Annotated in this window: 17 protein-coding genes; 14 read left to right on the top strand and 3 right to left on the bottom strand. The window is 38.6% G+C overall.

Annotated elements, in window-relative coordinates; all coding sequences use genetic code 11:
• The first annotated feature begins 201 nt into the window (after positions 1–201).
• The 4 genes from CD03_RS0120245 (at position 202) to CD03_RS0120230 (ending at position 4541) form a co-directional block, all read left to right on the top strand.
• A complete protein-coding gene (locus CD03_RS0120245; RefSeq protein ID WP_027295189.1) occupies positions 202–1533 on the top strand; it encodes an ABC transporter substrate-binding protein in 1332 nt (443 codons plus the stop codon).
• Positions 1534–1544: 11 nt separating this feature from the next.
• Positions 1545–2450, top strand: coding sequence for a carbohydrate ABC transporter permease (locus tag CD03_RS0120240; protein ID WP_044289537.1), 906 nt, complete (start codon positions 1545–1547; stop codon positions 2448–2450).
• The gene (locus tag CD03_RS0120235) at positions 2440–3300 is read left to right on the top strand and encodes a carbohydrate ABC transporter permease (RefSeq protein WP_027295187.1); all 861 of its coding nucleotides are present in this window, start codon (positions 2440–2442) and stop codon (positions 3298–3300) included. The genes CD03_RS0120240 and CD03_RS0120235 overlap by 11 nt, the downstream gene beginning before the upstream one ends.
• 602 nt (positions 3301–3902) lie before the next feature.
• Positions 3903–4541 carry a rhomboid family intramembrane serine protease gene (locus tag CD03_RS0120230; RefSeq protein WP_044289535.1) on the top strand — a complete coding sequence of 213 codons (639 nt, stop codon included), beginning with the start codon at positions 3903–3905 and terminating at the stop codon, positions 4539–4541.
• A 40-nt stretch (positions 4542–4581) separates the two neighbouring features.
• Here CD03_RS0120230 and CD03_RS0120225 read toward each other — a convergent pair whose 3' ends face one another.
• Positions 4582–5310: a sensor histidine kinase gene (locus tag CD03_RS0120225; protein ID WP_027295185.1), complete on the bottom strand. Its 729-nt coding sequence runs from the start codon at positions 5308–5310 to the stop codon at positions 4582–4584.
• Positions 5311–5431: 121 nt separating this feature from the next.
• On the opposite strand from CD03_RS0120225, the gene CD03_RS0120220 reads away from it, so the two are divergent.
• Both CD03_RS0120220 and CD03_RS0120215 read left to right on the top strand, forming a co-directional pair.
• Positions 5432–5842 carry an HIT family protein gene (locus CD03_RS0120220; protein ID WP_027295184.1) on the top strand — a complete coding sequence of 137 codons (411 nt, stop codon included), beginning with the start codon at positions 5432–5434 and terminating at the stop codon, positions 5840–5842.
• A gap of 24 nt (positions 5843–5866) precedes the next feature.
• The gene (locus tag CD03_RS0120215; protein ID WP_027295183.1) at positions 5867–6382 is read left to right on the top strand and encodes an RNA polymerase sigma factor; all 516 of its coding nucleotides are present in this window, start codon (positions 5867–5869) and stop codon (positions 6380–6382) included.
• Positions 6383–6394: 12 nt separating this feature from the next.
• Here the strand turns inward: CD03_RS0120215 and CD03_RS0120210 are convergent, their stop codons facing one another.
• Positions 6395–7465, bottom strand: a complete 1071-nt coding sequence (locus tag CD03_RS0120210) for an undecaprenyldiphospho-muramoylpentapeptide beta-N-acetylglucosaminyltransferase (protein WP_027295182.1) — start codon at positions 7463–7465, stop codon at positions 6395–6397.
• A gap of 145 nt (positions 7466–7610) precedes the next feature.
• On the opposite strand from CD03_RS0120210, the gene CD03_RS0120205 reads away from it, so the two are divergent.
• The 4 genes from CD03_RS0120205 (at position 7611) to CD03_RS0120190 (ending at position 12041) form a co-directional block, all read left to right on the top strand.
• Positions 7611–8606, top strand: coding sequence for a DUF4367 domain-containing protein (locus CD03_RS0120205; protein ID WP_027295181.1), 996 nt, complete (start codon positions 7611–7613; stop codon positions 8604–8606).
• Positions 8607–8679: 73 nt separating this feature from the next.
• Complete coding sequence (locus CD03_RS36280; RefSeq protein WP_052377889.1) at positions 8680–9165, top strand: DUF6147 family protein; 486 nt, start codon at positions 8680–8682, stop codon at positions 9163–9165.
• Between the two features lie 169 nt (positions 9166–9334).
• A complete protein-coding gene (locus CD03_RS0120195; RefSeq protein ID WP_027295180.1) occupies positions 9335–10336 on the top strand; it encodes a hypothetical protein in 1002 nt (333 codons plus the stop codon).
• Between the two features lie 91 nt (positions 10337–10427).
• Positions 10428–12041, top strand: coding sequence for an MBL fold metallo-hydrolase RNA specificity domain-containing protein (locus CD03_RS0120190; protein WP_027295179.1), 1614 nt, complete (start codon positions 10428–10430; stop codon positions 12039–12041).
• Positions 12042–12139: 98 nt separating this feature from the next.
• Here the strand turns inward: CD03_RS0120190 and CD03_RS0120185 are convergent, their stop codons facing one another.
• Positions 12140–12382 carry a TIGR03905 family TSCPD domain-containing protein gene (locus CD03_RS0120185; RefSeq protein ID WP_027295178.1) on the bottom strand — a complete coding sequence of 81 codons (243 nt, stop codon included), beginning with the start codon at positions 12380–12382 and terminating at the stop codon, positions 12140–12142.
• Positions 12383–12566: 184 nt separating this feature from the next.
• Here CD03_RS0120185 and CD03_RS34185 point away from each other — a divergent pair, with 184 nt between their 5' ends.
• The 4 genes from CD03_RS34185 (at position 12567) to CD03_RS0120165 (ending at position 18189) form a co-directional block, all read left to right on the top strand.
• Entirely contained in the window at positions 12567–13454 is an 888-nt protein-coding gene (locus CD03_RS34185) for a diacylglycerol/lipid kinase family protein (protein ID WP_044289534.1), read from the top strand.
• Positions 13455–13543: 89 nt separating this feature from the next.
• The gene (fba, locus tag CD03_RS0120175) at positions 13544–14407 is read left to right on the top strand and encodes a class II fructose-1,6-bisphosphate aldolase (protein ID WP_027295177.1); all 864 of its coding nucleotides are present in this window, start codon (positions 13544–13546) and stop codon (positions 14405–14407) included.
• A 185-nt stretch (positions 14408–14592) separates the two neighbouring features.
• Entirely contained in the window at positions 14593–16704 is a 2112-nt protein-coding gene (locus tag CD03_RS0120170; RefSeq protein ID WP_027295176.1) for a glutamine synthetase III family protein, read from the top strand.
• Between the two features lie 501 nt (positions 16705–17205).
• Positions 17206–18189: an Rpn family recombination-promoting nuclease/putative transposase gene (locus CD03_RS0120165; RefSeq protein WP_027295175.1), complete on the top strand. Its 984-nt coding sequence runs from the start codon at positions 17206–17208 to the stop codon at positions 18187–18189.
• Positions 18190–18253: the final 64 nt, after the last annotated feature.

The raw sequence follows: 18253 nt of genomic DNA, 5'->3' as shown, positions 1-18253 counted from the left end.
TGGTTTTATAAGAAAATTGTAGATTTTCTATAATTAATGTAGATTATTCCTGTTTTTTTAGACTGCTTATTTTCGTATAATTAGGATATCAAAGAAACCGTATGATGCTTAACAACCTCAGAGGAGTGCTGGTTCATTACGACGTAATCCGGTTAGAGAGCATCGAGAAAGACTGGTCAGATTAAAAGGAGGAACAACGATATGAGAAAGAAATTGGTTGGGATGTTATTGGCGATAAGTATGACAGCAGCAGCACTAAGCGGATGTGGAGGCAGTGGGAATGCAAAGGAGACTACAGGAACGATGAAAGAAAGCAGTTCCGATACAGCTGCCAATGAAATTACGGATAAAGCTGCTGAAAATAAAGCTGTGGACAAAGACATTGAAATGGTTCTGATGATAGAAAATCCCGAGGTTCCCGTTACCTCAGAGGTTGTAAAAAAGGTACAGGAGAAATTTCCGGAGATAAAATTTATATCTAAAACCTGGGATCAGTCTCAAATAGAAAAGTCAGTTAAAACAGCGTTTGCAGCCGGGGAAGCAGTTGATATCGTTCAATACTGGCCAAATCAAATGAAAAATTTCACCACGTCGGATATGGCACTTGATCTTACACCGTATTTAGATTCGGATCAGGACTGGAAGAACACCTGGGTAGAGGGCGCTTTGGAAGTGGGTGTGTTTGATGATAAAAATGTAGCAGTTCCGTTTGGAACCGTTTATCCATTGCTGCAGGTTAACACGGATATAATGAAAAAGGCAGGTGTGGAAGTAAAAGACCAGTGGACCTGGGATGAGTTAGTTGATGCCTGTGAAAAAATTAAAGAAAATACGGATGCATTTCCACTTGGTGTAAAGTCAGATAATGCATGCTGGTTTGTAAGAAATGGCCTGATGCAGTGCTGGGATAACCAGGACGAGCTGGATAGGTTTAATACGGGTGAAATTTCATTCACGGACAACAGGGTAAAAGAAGTCTTTGATAAAATAAAAGATTTATATGACAAAAGTTATCTCTATCCGGGTGAGGGAGCAGTCTCAGCAACTCAGGATCAGATTACAGCGGCGTTCGCACAGGGGCAGGTAGCAATGTTTGCAAATACCAATAATCAATGTGGAATTGCTAAAGAAGCAGCAAATGGAGCATTTGATGTGGAAATTGTAAGCTGGCCCAATATGGGAAAGGCAGATATGAATTATCTGCTGGGCGGATCGGATGGATTCTTTATTACTGCAAATACAAAGAATCCGGATAAGGCAGTGGAAGTACTGAAATATCTAACCAGTACAGAAATATTACAAATGTATGCAGACACGGGGAATGTCGTACCTGTAAAGGGCATAGCGTCTGCAGATCCCGATTATCAATTATATGGTGTGGATGCCGCAAAGGTTTACCCGACAGAGCCAATTGGAATTTCTCCGGAAATGTTTGATTACATTGTATATAATACCCCGTCTAATTATCTGTTCTATGGTGACACCTGTCTGGAAGAATTAGAAGCGCTGCGCACAGCAGCAGTTGGAAAGTGAGAAATAGTAATATGAAACAGAAGAAGGAAAAGCACGTTCTGAACAAAAAAATAATAATTGCAGGTTGCTTGTTTATGCTTCCGGCTTTTCTCATTATTATATTTACCATGTTAATCCCCCTGATCTGGAATGTGGTGCTTTCATTTTATGAATGGAATGGAAACTCGGACATGAGATTTGTCGGTATAGCAAACTATATCAATGCTTTGACCGAGAGAAGTACAGTGGCTGCACTTAAAAATTCTGTATTTATAGGAGTTGTTTCCACAGTTGTGGCAATGGTACTTGGAATTTTATTTGCACTTTGCATCTATCGCCTGGGGAAAAAGGAAGGGGCTTTCTGCAGATTTATATTTTACAGCCCCAGTATGATGCCTATGACGGTAATCGGATTGTTGTTTGTATTTGTGCTTGCCCAGGATAATGGTCTGTTAAACAGTGCACTAAAAGCAGTTGGACTGACCTCCTTGCAGCATGGCTGGCTTTCAGAACGGGGTACAGTCCTGTGGACCATAGCCATCGTACAGGGGTGGAGATTTTCAGGCACAATTATGATGCTTTGTTATACCGGAATGCTGTCTATTCCAGGTTCTCTGTTTGAATCTGCAAAGCTTGATGGGGCAGGATATATAAAGTCAGTGAGATTAATTATCCTGCCTCTCATAAAACCGACAATTAAACTGGCACTTTCCATGATGCTGCTCTGGTCATTTAAAACCTACGATATGGTTTGGACAATGACCAAGGGGGGACCGGGAGATTTATCCATGACAGCACCCATAAGAATGATAACAACTGCATTTTCATTCAATAAATTTGGAAATGCTTCTGCGATAGGTATTATATTAACAATTATTGTAAGTATCTGTGTCATTATTGGCAGACGAATTGCGAAAGGAGAGACTTATGAATACTAAAATACACCATTTGTCATTTAGAAAGTTTAGTATTGGTTCTATCCTGCTTCGTATTGCCATGGTGAGCTGCATTGCATTCTATGTATTGCCTATTATTTTTTCATTTATTACTTCGTTAAAAACGACTCCTGAGTTCTATCAGAATGTCTGGGCTTTGCCGGAAAAATTTCGTTATGAAAACTATATCCAGGCCTTTACAGAGGGGAAAATCGGGGAATATTTTTTGAACAGCGTTATCATTGCTGTGATATCACTGGTACTTATACAGGTGTTTGCTCTAAGTGCGGCATATGCCCTGTCCAGACTGAAGATTCCATTTGCAAATCTGGTCTTAGTACTGTTGCTTGTTATCCAGGTACTCCCCACAGAATCAATGATTATTCCACTGTATATGATGTTATCCAAGACAGGGCTGCTGAAGCTCCAATACGCGGCAATTATAATCGGTTATGTTGGCTGGTCTCTGCCAGGTACAATTATTATCTTAAAAAACTTCTTTGAAACTATACCGATAGAGTTATTAGAGGCGGCAAGAATAGACGGCAGCGGGGAATTTAATACAATGGTTAAGATTATACTACCTCTTATGAAAGGAGCAATGTCGACTTGTTTTGTAATGAACTTCACTTATGTTTGGGGAGAACTGATGTGGGCGCAGATAGCCACTCTTTTGACCGATAAAGGAATCCCTATCACAGTAGGCTTACTGAATTTCCAGGGAATGTTCACCACCAACTGGCCAATGCTGACAGCGGCAATTTGTATTGTAATGCTTCCCTTGTTTATTATCTTTTTATTCCTTCAAAAGTATTTTGTTTCGGGACTTACCGCTGGGGGTGTCAAAGGTTAAAGCTTTCATCAATATACCTGGTAAATATTAGAAATAAACCGTAGAACCAGGTTCTATTTTATGGAAACAAACATATATAAAAATAAACTTATGGTAAAAGTATTTTAGATAAGAATTAGTAGAAAATTAATGCATTATTCTTTATAGAAGTTTAATATTTTGATGAAACGACATGATTTCATGGATAATCTGATAATATTGGTTATTAAAAATGTTTGGAATTTTATTACGGTGGCAACAAATTGAAACACAAGCACTTTAGTGGGAATCGAATATATTTAGGAGAAATGCATAGAAAAGCTTTTTCAAAAATTTACAAATAATCTTGTTGATAGATCGATAGGCGTTTACAGAAATAATAAAAGCGGGCAGATGATGTCCGCTTTTTATTGTAAAAATGATGTGGTTCTGAAACTATTATGAAAAGATGTATGGTTAAATAGACGAAAATGGGAGGTGTACAAAAATGAGAAACCAGATTCTAAAAATGTAAAATAATGTAGTAACATGGTATAAACCTATGTTAAAATTGCGTTAATAATTGTGACTTAGTACTATGCAAATAGAAATTCATCTGTTACAATAGGGCAAGAGGCGATTCTATGGACGAAATTAAAGATTTTTTGAAATCCAGGACTATAATGAATCTAGTTATAGTTCTTCTTAACATTGGTATTTTTATTGTAATGGAATTAATAGGAGATACAGAGGATGTTCAGTTTATGCTGACTCATGGTGCAAATTTTACTCCATGGGTTTTAGAGCATGGAGAATATTACCGGCTATTCACCTGCATGTTTTTGCATTTTGGAATTGAGCATTTATTCAGCAATATGCTGGTGCTTATTTTTCTGGGAGATACTCTGGAAAGATCTGTGGGAAAAATACGTTATCTTCTGATTTACGTGATTGGTGGTCTTGGAGGCAACCTGTTATCGATGTGGTATGATATGAAAACCGGTGATTTTGCAGTTTCAGCCGGAGCATCGGGGGCAGTATTTGCAGTTATTGGAGCACTTGTATTTATCATAGCAAGAAATAAAGGAAAACTGGAAGATCTGACGGGTAAAAGGCTGGGACTAATGGCAGCCCTTACCTTGTTTCAAGGATTTTCCAGTGCCGGAATAGATAACTCGGCGCATGTAGGTGGCCTGATAACAGGCGTACTTCTTGCGATTTTGCTCTATCGTAAAAAGAAACGTGTCCCGATAGAGCAATATGATCATGATAGCATGCAATAATTTAATAAATATTCATGACTAAAGAATGCAGCTATGTAGGCTAGCAATAAGGAAGGAGGATGGTAAAGCAGGTTCCTGTACCAGGAGTGGATTTCACGGTTAAGCTGCCGTCATGTGCTTCCACAATTCGTTTGGTAATGGCGAGCCCAAGTCCGCTGCCACATTTTTTATGTGTTACAAAAGGGGCAAACAAAGTATCCAGATCTTCTTCCTGGATGCCACAACCATCATCAATAACCTGTATAATCAGTTTTTTATCTTTCGTTAACGCTCGAAAGATAATATGACCGCAGTCGTCTATTGCTTCGACGGCATTACGCAGCAGATTGTAGACTGCCTGGTGTAATTTAGTGTCATCAGCAGTAATATGGGGCAGCACTTTCTGAAAGTCACAGGAAAAATCAATATCAGTATCACGTAAATGGGTTGCAATAGACCCGGCAAGAGCCTCAATCCAGGACTTTACATTCATTTCCTGAAGAGCAAGGCGTTCTCCGTTATTGAAAGAGGATAATTCGTCCAGTAGTTTTCTGAGGAACATCATATCTTCCATGGTCTGATTCCAAAAAGCAAAGCTTCTTACTTCCGGATGTTGCTTTTCGATCAATTGCAGAGAACTGTTTATTAAAGTAACAGGATTGCGAATCTCATGAGAAATCTGGGATACAGTAAATTGTTGATCTTCTTTCAGCTTTTCTATGATATAGCGGAAATCCTCACGCTCATTCATGAGGGCTTTCATCTGTTTTTCGTCATTTTTAGTTAACATATCGACACCTCCATGCATAGAATAGCATTGGTTTCGAAAAATAGCAAATACATATTATTGACATAATTTTACAAAATATCTAACATAATAGTGAATAATTATTAGGAAAAGGAGAGAGTTTATGAAAGAAAATGATTGCATTTTTTGTAAAATAGCGAATGGACAAATACCTTCGGCGGCAATATTTGAAGATGAAGATTTCAAGGTAATACTTGATTTAGGACCGGCATCGAAAGGGCATGCTCTGATTATTCCGAAGGAACATTATGCGAATATTTTCGAGATGCCAGATTCCTTACTCCAAAAAGCTTACACTTTGGCAAAGAAGATGGCTGCTCAGTTAATGGACACACTGGAGTGCGATGGGATCAATATTCTGCAAAATAATGGGGAAGCAGCAGGTCAGACTGTATTTCATTTCCACATTCATCTCATACCGCGCAGAACAAAAGATCATGTCGGTGTAACGTGGAAACCCGGAACCTTGACGGAGAAAGACAAAGAAGAGATACTTTCCAAATTTAAAGCATAAGCTGAGAAGAGGACACTACAAAAGATGAAGAATAAATTGTTTACAGAAGTATATAACAGATATCATCGTCTGGTCATAAAAGCTGCTTTGGATCAGACTGGGGATTTTGAGTTGGCACAAGAAGTCTGTCAACACGTATTTTGGAAATATTATGACAATATGGATACAGTAGCGCCGGATTTTATTAAGGCATGGCTTCTCATTACTGCAAAAAGAGCGGTGATAGATAATTCCAGAAAAGCAAGTGTAAGAAGAGAAGTGATTATGCCCACATCCAGTATTAATACAGCGGTCGAATATTCAATTGATGAGTTAGTGAACAGAACGGCAAATACACAATTGCTGTTTACAATTTTTGACGATTTAAAGCAGATGAATGAAAGATGGTACGAAGTAATTTACCAAAGCTATGTGAATGGACTGACCCAGGAAGAGGCAGCGGCAAAACTTGGGATTGCAGTCACAGTATTCCGAGCAAGATTATGCAGGGCTAAGAAGTACATAAGGCAGAAATATCTGAAAGATTATAGAGAAAAGTAGAGGCGAGCGCCTCTACTTTCCTTGTATTACCTGTCCGATTAATGTAACGATCTTCCCGATTGCATCATTTTGCTGGCTTTTTTCCATAGCAGCAACGTAGGTGCGCCGGGATTCATATAATTTTTGGATAGTGTTTAGCAGTACCTCCGGAGAGAGAGTTTCTTCTTCCAATACTTCGCTGAATCCCTGACGTTTGAAAGAAGCAGCATTTAAAATCTGATCTCCACGGCTAGCTGCTGCAGAGAGCGGAATTAAGAGATTTGGTTTGCGCAGTGCCAGTAATTCACAGATTGCATTTGCACCTGCTCTGGAGACAACTACATCTGCAAGGGCGAACAGATCCGCCAGTTCTTGTTTGATATATTCGTATTGTACATAACCTTCCATATTTTTTAAAGATTCATCGATTTTATCTTTTCCACATAAGTGAATTACCTGGAAAGTTTTCAAGAGTTGTGGTAATATATTCCTAATAGCGGCATTGACAGCAGCGGAACCAAGACTGCCGCCAATAATCAGCAGGACGGGCTTATTTGCTGTAAATCCACAGAACTTCAGCGCCGCCAGTTTATTACCGGATAAGAGCTCTTGACGTATGGGAGATCCGGTAAGAAAGGCTTTTCCTTCCGGTAGGTGTGAAAGCGTTTCAGGAAAATTGCAGCATATTTTATCAGCAGATGGGATGGAAAGTTTATTTGCCAGACCGGGTGTCATATCTGACTCATGTATAATGACTGGGATATGTCTGTGTTTTGCCGCAAGAACTACCGGAACAGCTACAAATCCGCCCTTGGAAAAAATAACGTCCGGTTTCAGGCGCTTCATCAATTTTCGAGCCTGAAAGTAGCCCTTTATTACTTTGAATGGATCTGAAAAGTTCTTTGGATCAAAGTAACGTCTCAATTTACCGGAAGCGATTCCATAATAGGGAATAGAAAGTTCTTCAATTAATTTTTTTTCAATTCCGTCAAAGGAACCAATGTATTGAACATCGTAATCCAGTTCCTTCAGACGAGGAAGTAGTGCAATATTAGGTGTAACATGGCCGGCGGTGCCGCCACCTGTAAGAATAATTCGTTTCATATTCATCCTCCAAAAAGTTCATCATAGATACATATTATACTGTTATGAAAAAAAGTCAAGACGGGACTGGGCGGGATGGGATATAATTATATTAAAAAGCTATCGGATATATACGCAACGTTGCTCGTGCAGAGGGGAGTAAATAGTGGAAGGAAAACAAAGAAAAAACAGTGATAAAATTGAGCCTTTTCCAATTTTCTCGGAGATTACAGAATCCGAGGATAATATGGATGAGGCTCTCCGACGGCAATTAATGATAGAGGCAGATGAATACGAAAAAATTTTAAATTCAGATCAGAATTTAGATTACATAGATGAAATAGAGGAACCACCTGAACTTTTCGCTGCAATTATTCAGAAACTGAAGGACGAGAAGAAGTGGGTTGATGAAGAAGAAACGGAACCAGCAAAGGCAGAGGAGATTCTGGAGACTGTTGTGGGGGAAGAAAAGAAGGTAAATTATGCTCATGGTGAAGGGAATCGTGAGCAAATATATAACTTGCTTTCGGACGAAGATAAGAAGGCCCTTGCGATTGGAAAAAGAAAGCTGGCGCAGCGCAAGCGGGACAAGGTGTTGAAATTCGCTGGAGCTGCGGCTATGGTTTGCTTGTGTTTGTTTGGGGTTAGTATGACTAGTTCGGCTAATAGGGAGTATTTGATTGCGTTATTGAATACGATTTCTTCAAATAGTATTAACGTTAGCATAGACAATAGTGATCATATAATTGAGGGCAATTCAGCAGAAGAGAGCCAGATGTATAAGGAGATTGAGGAAAAGATAGATTTAGCACCAATAAAATTTTTATATAAACCTAAGGGTATGGAGTTTTTGACTTATAATATTGATCAGATTACAAATAATATCATTGTACAATATACGTACAATGATACTATTGTAAATGTTGTAATGTGTAAAAAAAGCCTGGATTCTTCAGGATATCAAGTTTTTGATGGAAAGTATACAGATTCATTTCAGATTACATATTTAGATAATAGAGTTGCTGCAGCATCAGAAATTGAAAACCCTAATGGGGAAAAAGAGTATGTTGCACAATTTGAATATAATTATGTTTATTATTCAGTTTCAGCAATAATGTCTAGAGAAGATTTTACAAAATTATTAAATAATATTTATTTTTAGTTTTTACGTTATATTTTTGCGCCTAATACGTTTATATATATGTAATGTAAAATATAAATACAAAGGAGGAAATATGAAAACAATCAAGAAAAGGCTTTCAATAGTAATATGTTTAGTATTGTGTTTTAGTTTAATGTCGCTAAACGTTAATGCAGCAGGACCAATGGATGGTCAGATGGTAGATGGTTCGTTATTAACATCTGAAAAAAGTGTGAAAGGAACGTGGAGTGCAAAAGCTCGTGGAGACTACTTATCAAGCGGATATGGATCAATTGATGATTATGGAAATGGAGTTATCAAAATATCAGGCATGACAATGTGTACACGCCCTTGCGATAAAGTTATTGTCAATCTGTATTTAGAAAGATTAGTAAATGGAAATTGGGTTTCTGTGGATCAGAGATATCATACAGCTTATAACACAACTCAAGCATCATATAGTACATCATTAGTTGTTGCAAAAGGATATTATTATAGAATCCAAGGTGTTCATATGGCGACAAAAGGAAGTACAACAGAAACAAGCAATAGTTGGTCTAATGGTATTTGGATTAGCTAAAAAAGAATTTTAGGTAATAACAGTTAACAAGTTGAATTATAATTGGCTAAATGAATGTCCCGTACATTACCATTCATTTTTTAAATACGATTATAATCAGCATAAGTTAAAGGAAGTATAATAACATTACTACATATGAACGAATTAGACAAAGGGGAGTAAAAAAATCATGAATGCAAAGTACTATCGCTTTTTATTTCAAAACATTGAGTGTGGAATATGCCATACAGGAAGTATCGTGGACAACTATATAGATGAGAAATGCCAATTTATTTACATTAGTGGATTGATGAATTCGGCATGCAAAAAGACAGAACCAGACAAGAGATTTCAAAAAGTGCCAGAATATCAAATCATGATATTGGCGGATTTATGCTCATTTTCAATACATAAAGCAGTGGAAGTTCTGATGGTATCAAAAGTAGGTAAGGTAATAATGCCGGAATTTACTTTGGATGAATTGAAAGTGCTTACAAATAAAGCTGAAGATGCTAAGGTGTTCGATGAAAATGAACTTAGTTTTATCAGGGATCCATATGGATTTATGCAACACGTTGGTGTGGATGAAATTTGTAAGGTCGAAAAAGATCTGTCTTTTGTTTGTAACGGATGGCGTTTTGATTTCGCTGTTTATGGTGAAGAATTAGAAAAGGGACTGGTTGTATACCATGGTTCAGAAAAAATGGACAAAAAGATGGAAGATACAATTATGGCAGTTAAATATCTCACTGCCGATGAACCTTGTAGTGTATGCATTAATCTTGGCGTACCAAGCTGCGGTATGAGATGTGGGCTATATAATGATTTTGATTTATGTAAAAAGCACAATGGAGCAGGAGAACGAGAATACATTGATGGAAGCTTGCTCTTGGGAACCGTGAATCTCCGGAAGAATCTGGGAGCGGTGAAAAAGCGTTTTGCAGATGTCTGGAATAAGGTCAGAATTGTCGCAATTCCAAACGGTGGAAACTCTGCTGAGTGGGATAAGGGACTTCTGGATATTGGACCAAAAGGATATAAACAGTATTTTGTAGGACCAAAATCTGATTTTAGCAACGCTGAAGCAATCAGGGACATCGGTATGAGCAGTCCATATCAGCAGTTTACAGTAACATCTGAGGATTTTGGCTTATGCTGTTCTGGATTTTACAAGCATCGTGATTACAATTAAATATTAATTTGAAAATGCCTATCTTAATAGCACTAAACAGAGTATAATATTCTTATACAACTATGTTTGGGCGAAAGGAGAGGCATTTTTTATGAGATTGACATTTTTAGGGGCAACACATGAAGTAACAGGAAGCTGCTATTATCTGGAGGCATGCGAAAAAAAGATACTGATCGATTGTGGTATGGAGCAAGGGCCTGACTGTTTTGAAAATCAGGATATACCCGTTCCGGCCAGTGATATTGATATGCTGCTGTTAACACATGCCCACATTGATCATTCCGGGAAGATTCCCCTTTTATACCAAAGAGGATTCAGGGGGCAGGTATTTTCAACCAGAGCAACCCAGGATTTATGTGAGATTATGCTGCGCGACAGTGCGCACATTCAGATGTTTGAGGCTGAATGGAAGAACAGAAAAGGAAAAAGAGCCGGGAAAGCTGAAGTTGCACCATTGTATGATATGGAAGATGCTAATGGGGCAATCAGCTGTTTTATAGGAAATGATTATAATAAAATTATTCCTATTGCAGATGGCATAAAGATACGTTTTATAGATGCGGGACATCTGCTTGGATCTTCTTCTATTGAAGTGTGGATAAATGAAAAAGGCTGTGAAAAAAAGATTGTATTTTCTGGTGATATCGGAAATGAGAATCAACCGCTGATTCGGGATCCCCAATATATTCAGGATGCAGATTATGTAGTCATGGAGTCTACCTATGGTGACAGAAGCCATGGAGGCAGACCGGATTACGTAGGCGAATTTTCGAAGATTATTCAGAGAACTTTCGACAGAGGAGGAAATGTTGTGGTGCCTTCTTTTGCAGTAGGAAGAACCCAGGAACTCCTTTATTTTATTCGTAAGATAAAAGAAGAGCATCTGATTAAGAACCACGAAGGATTTGAAGTTTACGTGGATAGTCCTCTTGCTGTGGAAGCCACCAGTATTTTCCGCGAGCGGATGAGAGAAGATTTTGATGAAGAAGCAACCTCGCTTCTGGATCAGGGGATTAACCCCATAGGATTTCCCGGTTTAAAGACAGCAATTACCAGTGATGAGTCCAAAAATATTAATTTTAATAACAGTCCCAAAATTATCTTATCTGCAAGCGGCATGTGTGATGCAGGAAGAATTAAACATCATCTGAAGCATAATCTGTGGCGTAAAGACAGCACGATTGTATTTGCGGGATATCAGGCTGCAGGAACTTTAGGAAGGGCTATTATAGAAGGCGCAAAAACAGTAAAACTATTTGGAGAAGAAATTGAAGTGCATGCAGAGATATGCAAGCTGCAGGGGATTAGCGGACACGCGGATAATGAAGGATTGATCAGGTGGGTTTCGGCAATTGAAAAGAAGCCTGACAGAGTATTTGTAACTCATGGGGAAGACAGTGTATGTGAGATATTTAAAAATCGTTTATGTGATGAACTGCATTTAAAAGCAACGGCGCCATATAGCGGAACAATATTTGACCTGGCTGAAAATGTGTTTATTAAAGAGGCACATCCGGTTCCAATCGTAAAGGATACTGAGAACATGACAGTTATGGGGGCAAGAGCGAATACAGTATTTGCCAGATTATTGGGTGCCGGGCAAAGACTGCTTACAGTTATCCGCCATAACGAAGGCGGGGCGAATAAAGATTTGGCAAAATTTGCAGACCAGATCAATGCAATGTGCGATAAATGGGATAGATAAAAATTTAGATGAGGCTGTTACCCGGTCAGTACCACGGTTATTATTCGTGTTGATGAATAAGACACTTTGGCATGACTTTTAGGTAACAGCCTCATATTTTATTTCCCGGTTGCTTCCTTTAAAGCTTTTGCAAGCTGATCGGGACAGGATGTAGGTCTTGGACCGCATTTAATGCCCTCCAGTTTTTGTATGGCTTCGTCCACGTTCATTCCTTCAACAAGACGCGCAACGCCCTGAGTATTACCGGAGCAGCCGCCAACAAAAGTTACTTTTTTGATGGTATCGCCGTCTAACTCAAAATCAATTGCCTGTGAACAGACCCCTTTTGTCTTATAAATCATTGTATCACACCTCCTTTTCTCAGGACAGTATAGCATAATCTCAAGAAAATGAAAACCGGTACGCTGCAACTAGTTTGAAATGGTTTAATTCATGAAATTTTTTCTAAAAACAAAATGATTGCATCTGTGAAACTTTGGTAGTAGAATAGGTTCATACATTAGAGGGGTATTGAGGTGTTATGTTATGAAAAAGAAAATGCTATTTATAATCAATCCCAAATCAGGTAAAGGTCTTATTAAGAATAAGCTTCTGGAGATAATTGATATTTTCGTCAAAGGAGGTTATGATGTACATTCCTATACGACGCAGAGCTTTCTGGATGCCTGCAAGATGACAAAGGAACGTGCCAGTGAATATGATATGGTTGTCTGCAGCGGAGGAGACGGAACGCTGGACGAGATAATTACGGGAATGATGGAAAGCGGTGCTGATTGCCCGGTAGGGTATATTCCTGCGGGAAGTACCAATGATTTTGCCAATAGTCTGAAGCTTTCAAAGAATATGGTTAAGGCGGCACAGGATATTATGGATGGAATGCCTTACCTTTGTGATGTTGGCTCTTTTAATGATGATTATTTTGTTTATATTGCTGCATTTGGAATTTTTACAGATGTATCATACCAGACGAGACAGGAGCTAAAGAACATTTTAGGGCATCTGGCATATGTACTGGAGGGCGTGAAGCGGCTTTATGGAATTAAATCTTATAAGATGAAGATAGAAGCAAATGATGAGACCATAGAAGGGGATTTTATTTATGGAATGATCACCAACTCAGATTCTGTTGGCGGATTCCGGAACATGACAGGAAAACATGTAAAGTTAAATGATGGTGTCTATGAGGTGACGTTAATCCGTACACCCCAGAATCCATTGGAGCTTCAGGAGATTATAGGGGCTCTGCTTATGAAAGAAGTAAATTCCAAATATATACATTCGTTTAAGACGGACTATATCGTTATGGAGGCAGAGGAAGAGATTCCTTGGACGCTGGATGGCGAATTTGGCGGTGATCACAAGCATGTTGAGATCATCAATCACAAGCAGGCAATTCCCATTATTGTAAAATAATAGTTTATTTTTATTCAAAGATAGGTTATAATGGTCGCATAGACAATTTTTTAATGAGGCTTTAAATATATCATATGGAGGTAATAGAGATGTTAGTATCAGCAAAAGAAATGTTAGACAAAGCAAAAGCAGGCCACTACGCAGTAGGTCAGTTTAATATCAATAACCTGGAGTGGACAAAGGCAGTTCTCGTTACAGCGCAGGAGTGTAATTCACCGGTTATTTTAGGTGTATCAGAAGGCGCTGGTAAATATATGACAGGTTACAAGACCGTAGTAGGAATGGTAAACGGTATGATGGAAGAATTAAACATCACTGTACCGGTTGCTCTTCACTTAGATCATGGCAGCTTCGAAGGCTGTATGAAATGTATCGAAGCTGGTTTCTCATCTATTATGTATGATGGTTCTCACAGCCCAATCGAAGAAAATGTTGCAAATACTAAGAAATTAGTTGAGATCTGTAAAGAAAAAGGAATGTCTCTGGAAGCAGAAGTAGGTTCTATCGGCGGTGAAGAAGACGGCGTTGTTGGTGCAGGCGAATGTGCTGATCCGGAAGAATGCAAGAGAATTGCAGATCTTGGTGTAGATATGTTAGCAGCTGGTATTGGAAATATCCATGGAAAATATCCTGCAAACTGGAAGGGCTTAAGCTTTGAAACATTAGACGCTGTTCAGAAATTAACTGGCTCAATGCCATTAGTTCTTCACGGTGGTACAGGTATTCCGGAAGACATGATCAAAAAAGCAATCGACTTAGGTGTTGCTAAGATCAACGTAAACACAGAATGCCAGCTTTCTTTTGCAGAAGCTACACGTAAATATATCGAAGAAGGTAAAGATTTACAGGGAAAAGGATTTGACCCACGTAAATTATTAGCTCCTGGAACAGAAGCAATCAAAGCAACTGTGAAAGAAAAAATGGAATTATTCGGATCTGTTAACCAGGCATAGAAACAGACACGAAGTATGCCGGTAACGAAAAATATTCAAAAAACATAAAAATTTGCTTGCATTTTTACTCAAAGTAGGGTATTTTATATTCAGATTAAAAATTGATAAGCGATTAAAGAGTGAACAAGGGTGTTCCGCCATAGGTGGAGTGCCCTTTTTTTGTGCAGGAAAATGGAGGATCAGATATGAGTAAATTAATAAATGTAACGGAGATATTTGGCGAAAATGTATTTAGTGATAAGGTGATGCAGGAACGTCTGCCAAAAAAAGTATATAAAGAATTAAGAAAGACAATTGATGAAGGCAAGGAATTAGATCCTGCGGTTGCTGATGTGGTTGCAGAAGCGATGAAGAACTGGGCTGTGGATAAAGGAGCTACCCACTATACCCACATTTTTCATCCGCTGACAGGTGTTACGGCTGAGAAGCATGATTCATTTATAACCGCACCCAGGGCAGACGGCACAGTGCTTATGGAGTTTTCCGGTAAAGAACTGATCAAGGGAGAACCGGATGCATCCTCCTTCCCCTCCGGCGGTCTGCGGGCAACATTTGAGGCCAGGGGATATACAGCCTGGGATTGTACTTCTCCGGCATATGTCAGGGAAGATGCTGCAGGAGCAATTCTCTGCATTCCAACAGCTTTTTGTTCCTATACAGGTGAAGCATTGGATAAAAAAACACCGCTTTTAAGATCTATGCAGGCCATCAACGATCAGGCGATACGTCTTTTGAAATTATTTGGAAATACCACTTCCAGGAAAGTGTCCGCTTGCGTTGGACCGGAACAGGAATATTTTCTGGTGGATAAACAAAAATATTTGAAGAGAAAAGATCTGATATTTACGGGACGTACTTTATTCGGAGCGATGCCTCCGAAGGGGCAGGAACTGGATGATCACTATTTCGGAACAATCCGTCAGAGAGTAGCATCTTATATGAAAGACGTAAATGAGGAATTGTGGAAATTAGGTGTTTCTTCAAAGACACAGCATAATGAAGTTGCACCGGCACAGCATGAATTAGCGCCGATTTATGCAGAGGCAAATGTAGCGGTGGATCATAATCAGATTGTTATGAAAGTATTGAAGAAGGTGGCTTGCCAGCATGGTTTACAGTGTCTCCTTCATGAGAAGCCATTTGCAGGGGTAAATGGTTCCGGTAAGCACAATAACTGGTCAATTACCACTGATGATGGTATTAATCTGCTGGATCCTGGAAAAACGCCTCATGAGAATATTCAGTTCTTACTGGTGCTTACCTGTATTCTAAAAGCAGTGGATAAACATGCGGATCTTCTGCGTGAATCTGCCGCAGATGTTGGAAATGACCACAGATTGGGAGCAAATGAGGCGCCCCCTGCAATTATTTCCGTATTTCTGGGTGAGCAGCTGGAAGATGTACTGGAACAGCTGATTAGTACCGGGATGGCGACCAAGAGCATTAAAGGTGAGGTTCTGCATACCGGTGTAAAGACACTTCCTGATTTTACAAAAGATGCTACGGATCGCAACAGAACCTCACCTTTTGCGTTTACGGGAAACAAGTTCGAATTCCGTATGGTAGGATCCAGGGATTCCATTGCTTCACCGAATATCGTGTTGAACACAATAGTCGCTGAAGCATTTGCTGAGGCATGTGATGTTTTGGAAAAGGCGAAAGATTTTGACATTACAGTACATGATCTGATCAAAGAATATGCAACAAATCATCAGAGAATTGTCTTTAATGGAAACGGCTATTCTGATGAATGGGTAGCAGAAGCAGAGCGCAGAGGTCTGCCGAATATCAAATCCATGGTAGATGCGATTCCTGCACTTGTTTCAGATAAAGCTGTGGATTTATTCGCTAAATTTGGAGTATTTACCAGGGCGGAACTGGAATCCCGTGTGGAGATCCAATATGAGGCTTATGCAAAAGCGATTAATATTGAAGCGAAAACAATGATTGACATTGCAGGAAAACAGATAATACCTGCAGTAATTCATTATACGAAAGAGCTTGCGGATACTATTGTGTCTGTAAAAGAAGCAGGAGCCAAAGCAAAAGTTCAATCCAGATTACTAGATAAGACCAGTGACTTGCTGGAAGCAGCAGAAAATGCATTGGATAAATTGTCAGAAGTGACCTCAATTGCCGCACAAAAAGCAGAAGGCGAAGAACAGGCAAGATATTTTCATGAAGAAGTAATGCCTGCCATGGACGCATTGCGTATGCCTGTCGACCAGTTGGAAATGATTGTGAATAAAGAGTCGTGGCCGATGCCGTCTTATGGAGACCTAATCTTCGAAGTATAGTAAAGCTTCATAATGCTCCGCCTTTAAAGCGCCATTGGGGGCGGAGCGTTGACTTAGAAATGAAATGCCAATTCATTTCGCTATAGATAATTTTATACAAAGCCGGTAGAAAAAACAAGGTTTATTAAGTCAATTAATTTCTCTAATATCTGTATGGGTAAAAAATGTATGTAGTACTGCCGGCTTTGTAAAAAAGGATGTTAGAAAAACCAAGGTAAATCAATATGTTGCAATGAAAAATATTTAAAATAATCTCTTGAAATATATAGACGTTTGTGTTAGACTTGTTTCATAAAGTATAAAATCTTTTATTCAACGGCGTTTCTGCCAAATTTTTTCATTTAAATAAATAGAATTGAATATTGAGTATATTATCATTAGCTAAACCGGAATTTGGTTTATGATGCAGTATGATATAGAAAAAAGATCCTAGTTTTAATCTGCCAGATTAAGATAATGTTCGTATTTCATAAAAACTTTTAGGGAGGGTATAGCAGAGTATTGAAAAATGATGTAATCATTAATAAATATTTATCAGATAACGAAAGATTTGCAGACCTATATAACCATCAGGTGTTTCGGGGAAAAATGAGAATTTCCCCGGAAGAGTTGTCGGATATAAATCCACTTTCCGGGATGGCATTACATGGAGAAGAAGGAGATATTGGTGTAATAAAGCGAAATAGAGATATTGTAAAAAAGGTATCCGGTAAAACCGGTATTCGGTTCATGATTTTAGGTATGGAAAACCAGATGAAAATACATTATGCAATGCCGTTGAGGTGCATGCTGTATGATGCTTTGACTTACAATGACCAGGTCAGCGCTTTGAAGAAGCAGCATAAAAAGAACAAAGACAAAATGGATGGGACAGAATATTTGTCGGGAATGAGAAAAACAGATACGATATCTCCTGTTATGACTCAAGTAGTATATTATGGAGAAGAAGAATGGAATGGGCCGATGTCATTGTTTGATATGTTTGGGGATGAGGTAGATAAAGAGTTTTTAAGGCAGTACATACCGGATTATTCGATACGGGTAATAAACATTTGTAAGATTAAAGACTATGAGAAGTTTGAGACGGATTTAAAGGCAGTATTTGGACTGATTCAGAATAAGGATTCGAAGCAGGGATTTAAGGAGTTTATAGAAAAAAATAAAGAACATTACAAAAATATGGCATTAGATGCATATGAAGTTGCGGCAGTATTTATGCATAAGAAGCAGTTGTTGGAATTCCAAAGATTAGCTAAAACAGATGAAGGAGGGATAGATATGTGTAAGGCGATAGATGAAATGATATTAGAAGGGGAGCAAAGAGGAGAACAAAAGGGAAAACGCAAAGGAGAGTTAATAGGTCTTGAACTTATGGGGCGATTGGCAAAAAAGATGTTTGAGGATGGAAAAACAAAGGAATTTTTTGAATTTGCTTGTGAGCAAGATAAAAGGCAGGATTTGTTGGAAAAGTATCAGATTATTTGAATAAAAATCAAGGTATAAAATATATTGGTGGAAAGAGGATAAGATTGAAAAAGATGTCATTAAT

Source organism: Robinsoniella sp. KNHs210 (genome assembly GCF_000686105.1).
Taxonomy (GTDB): Bacteria; Bacillota; Clostridia; order Lachnospirales; family Lachnospiraceae; genus Robinsoniella; species Robinsoniella peoriensis.
The sequence above is the reverse complement of the archived record's forward strand: the minus strand, read 5'-3'. Positions and strand labels throughout refer to the sequence as shown.

Bases quoted from the DNA above. Each gene is read 5' to 3' on its own strand.
- CD03_RS0120245 (WP_027295189.1), top strand. From the start codon at position 202: ATGAGAAAGAAATTGGTTGGGATGTTATTGGCGATAAGTATGACAGCA.
- CD03_RS0120240 (WP_044289537.1), top strand. From the start codon at position 1,545: ATGAAACAGAAGAAGGAAAAGCACGTTCTGAACAAAAAAATAATAATT.
- CD03_RS0120235 (WP_027295187.1), top strand. From the start codon at position 2,440: ATGAATACTAAAATACACCATTTGTCATTTAGAAAGTTTAGTATTGGT.
- CD03_RS0120230 (WP_044289535.1), top strand. From the start codon at position 3,903: ATGGACGAAATTAAAGATTTTTTGAAATCCAGGACTATAATGAATCTA.
- CD03_RS0120225 (WP_027295185.1), bottom strand. From the start codon at position 5,310: ATGTTAACTAAAAATGACGAAAAACAGATGAAAGCCCTCATGAATGAG.
- CD03_RS0120220 (WP_027295184.1), top strand. From the start codon at position 5,432: ATGAAAGAAAATGATTGCATTTTTTGTAAAATAGCGAATGGACAAATA.
- CD03_RS0120215 (WP_027295183.1), top strand. From the start codon at position 5,867: ATGAAGAATAAATTGTTTACAGAAGTATATAACAGATATCATCGTCTG.
- CD03_RS0120210 (WP_027295182.1), bottom strand. From the start codon at position 7,465: ATGAAACGAATTATTCTTACAGGTGGCGGCACCGCCGGCCATGTTACA.
- CD03_RS36280 (WP_052377889.1), top strand. From the start codon at position 8,680: ATGAAAACAATCAAGAAAAGGCTTTCAATAGTAATATGTTTAGTATTG.
- CD03_RS0120195 (WP_027295180.1), top strand. From the start codon at position 9,335: ATGAATGCAAAGTACTATCGCTTTTTATTTCAAAACATTGAGTGTGGA.
- CD03_RS0120190 (WP_027295179.1), top strand. From the start codon at position 10,428: ATGAGATTGACATTTTTAGGGGCAACACATGAAGTAACAGGAAGCTGC.
- CD03_RS0120185 (WP_027295178.1), bottom strand. From the start codon at position 12,382: ATGATTTATAAGACAAAAGGGGTCTGTTCACAGGCAATTGATTTTGAG.
- CD03_RS34185 (WP_044289534.1), top strand. From the start codon at position 12,567: ATGAAAAAGAAAATGCTATTTATAATCAATCCCAAATCAGGTAAAGGT.
- fba (WP_027295177.1), top strand. From the start codon at position 13,544: ATGTTAGTATCAGCAAAAGAAATGTTAGACAAAGCAAAAGCAGGCCAC.
- CD03_RS0120170 (WP_027295176.1), top strand. From the start codon at position 14,593: ATGAGTAAATTAATAAATGTAACGGAGATATTTGGCGAAAATGTATTT.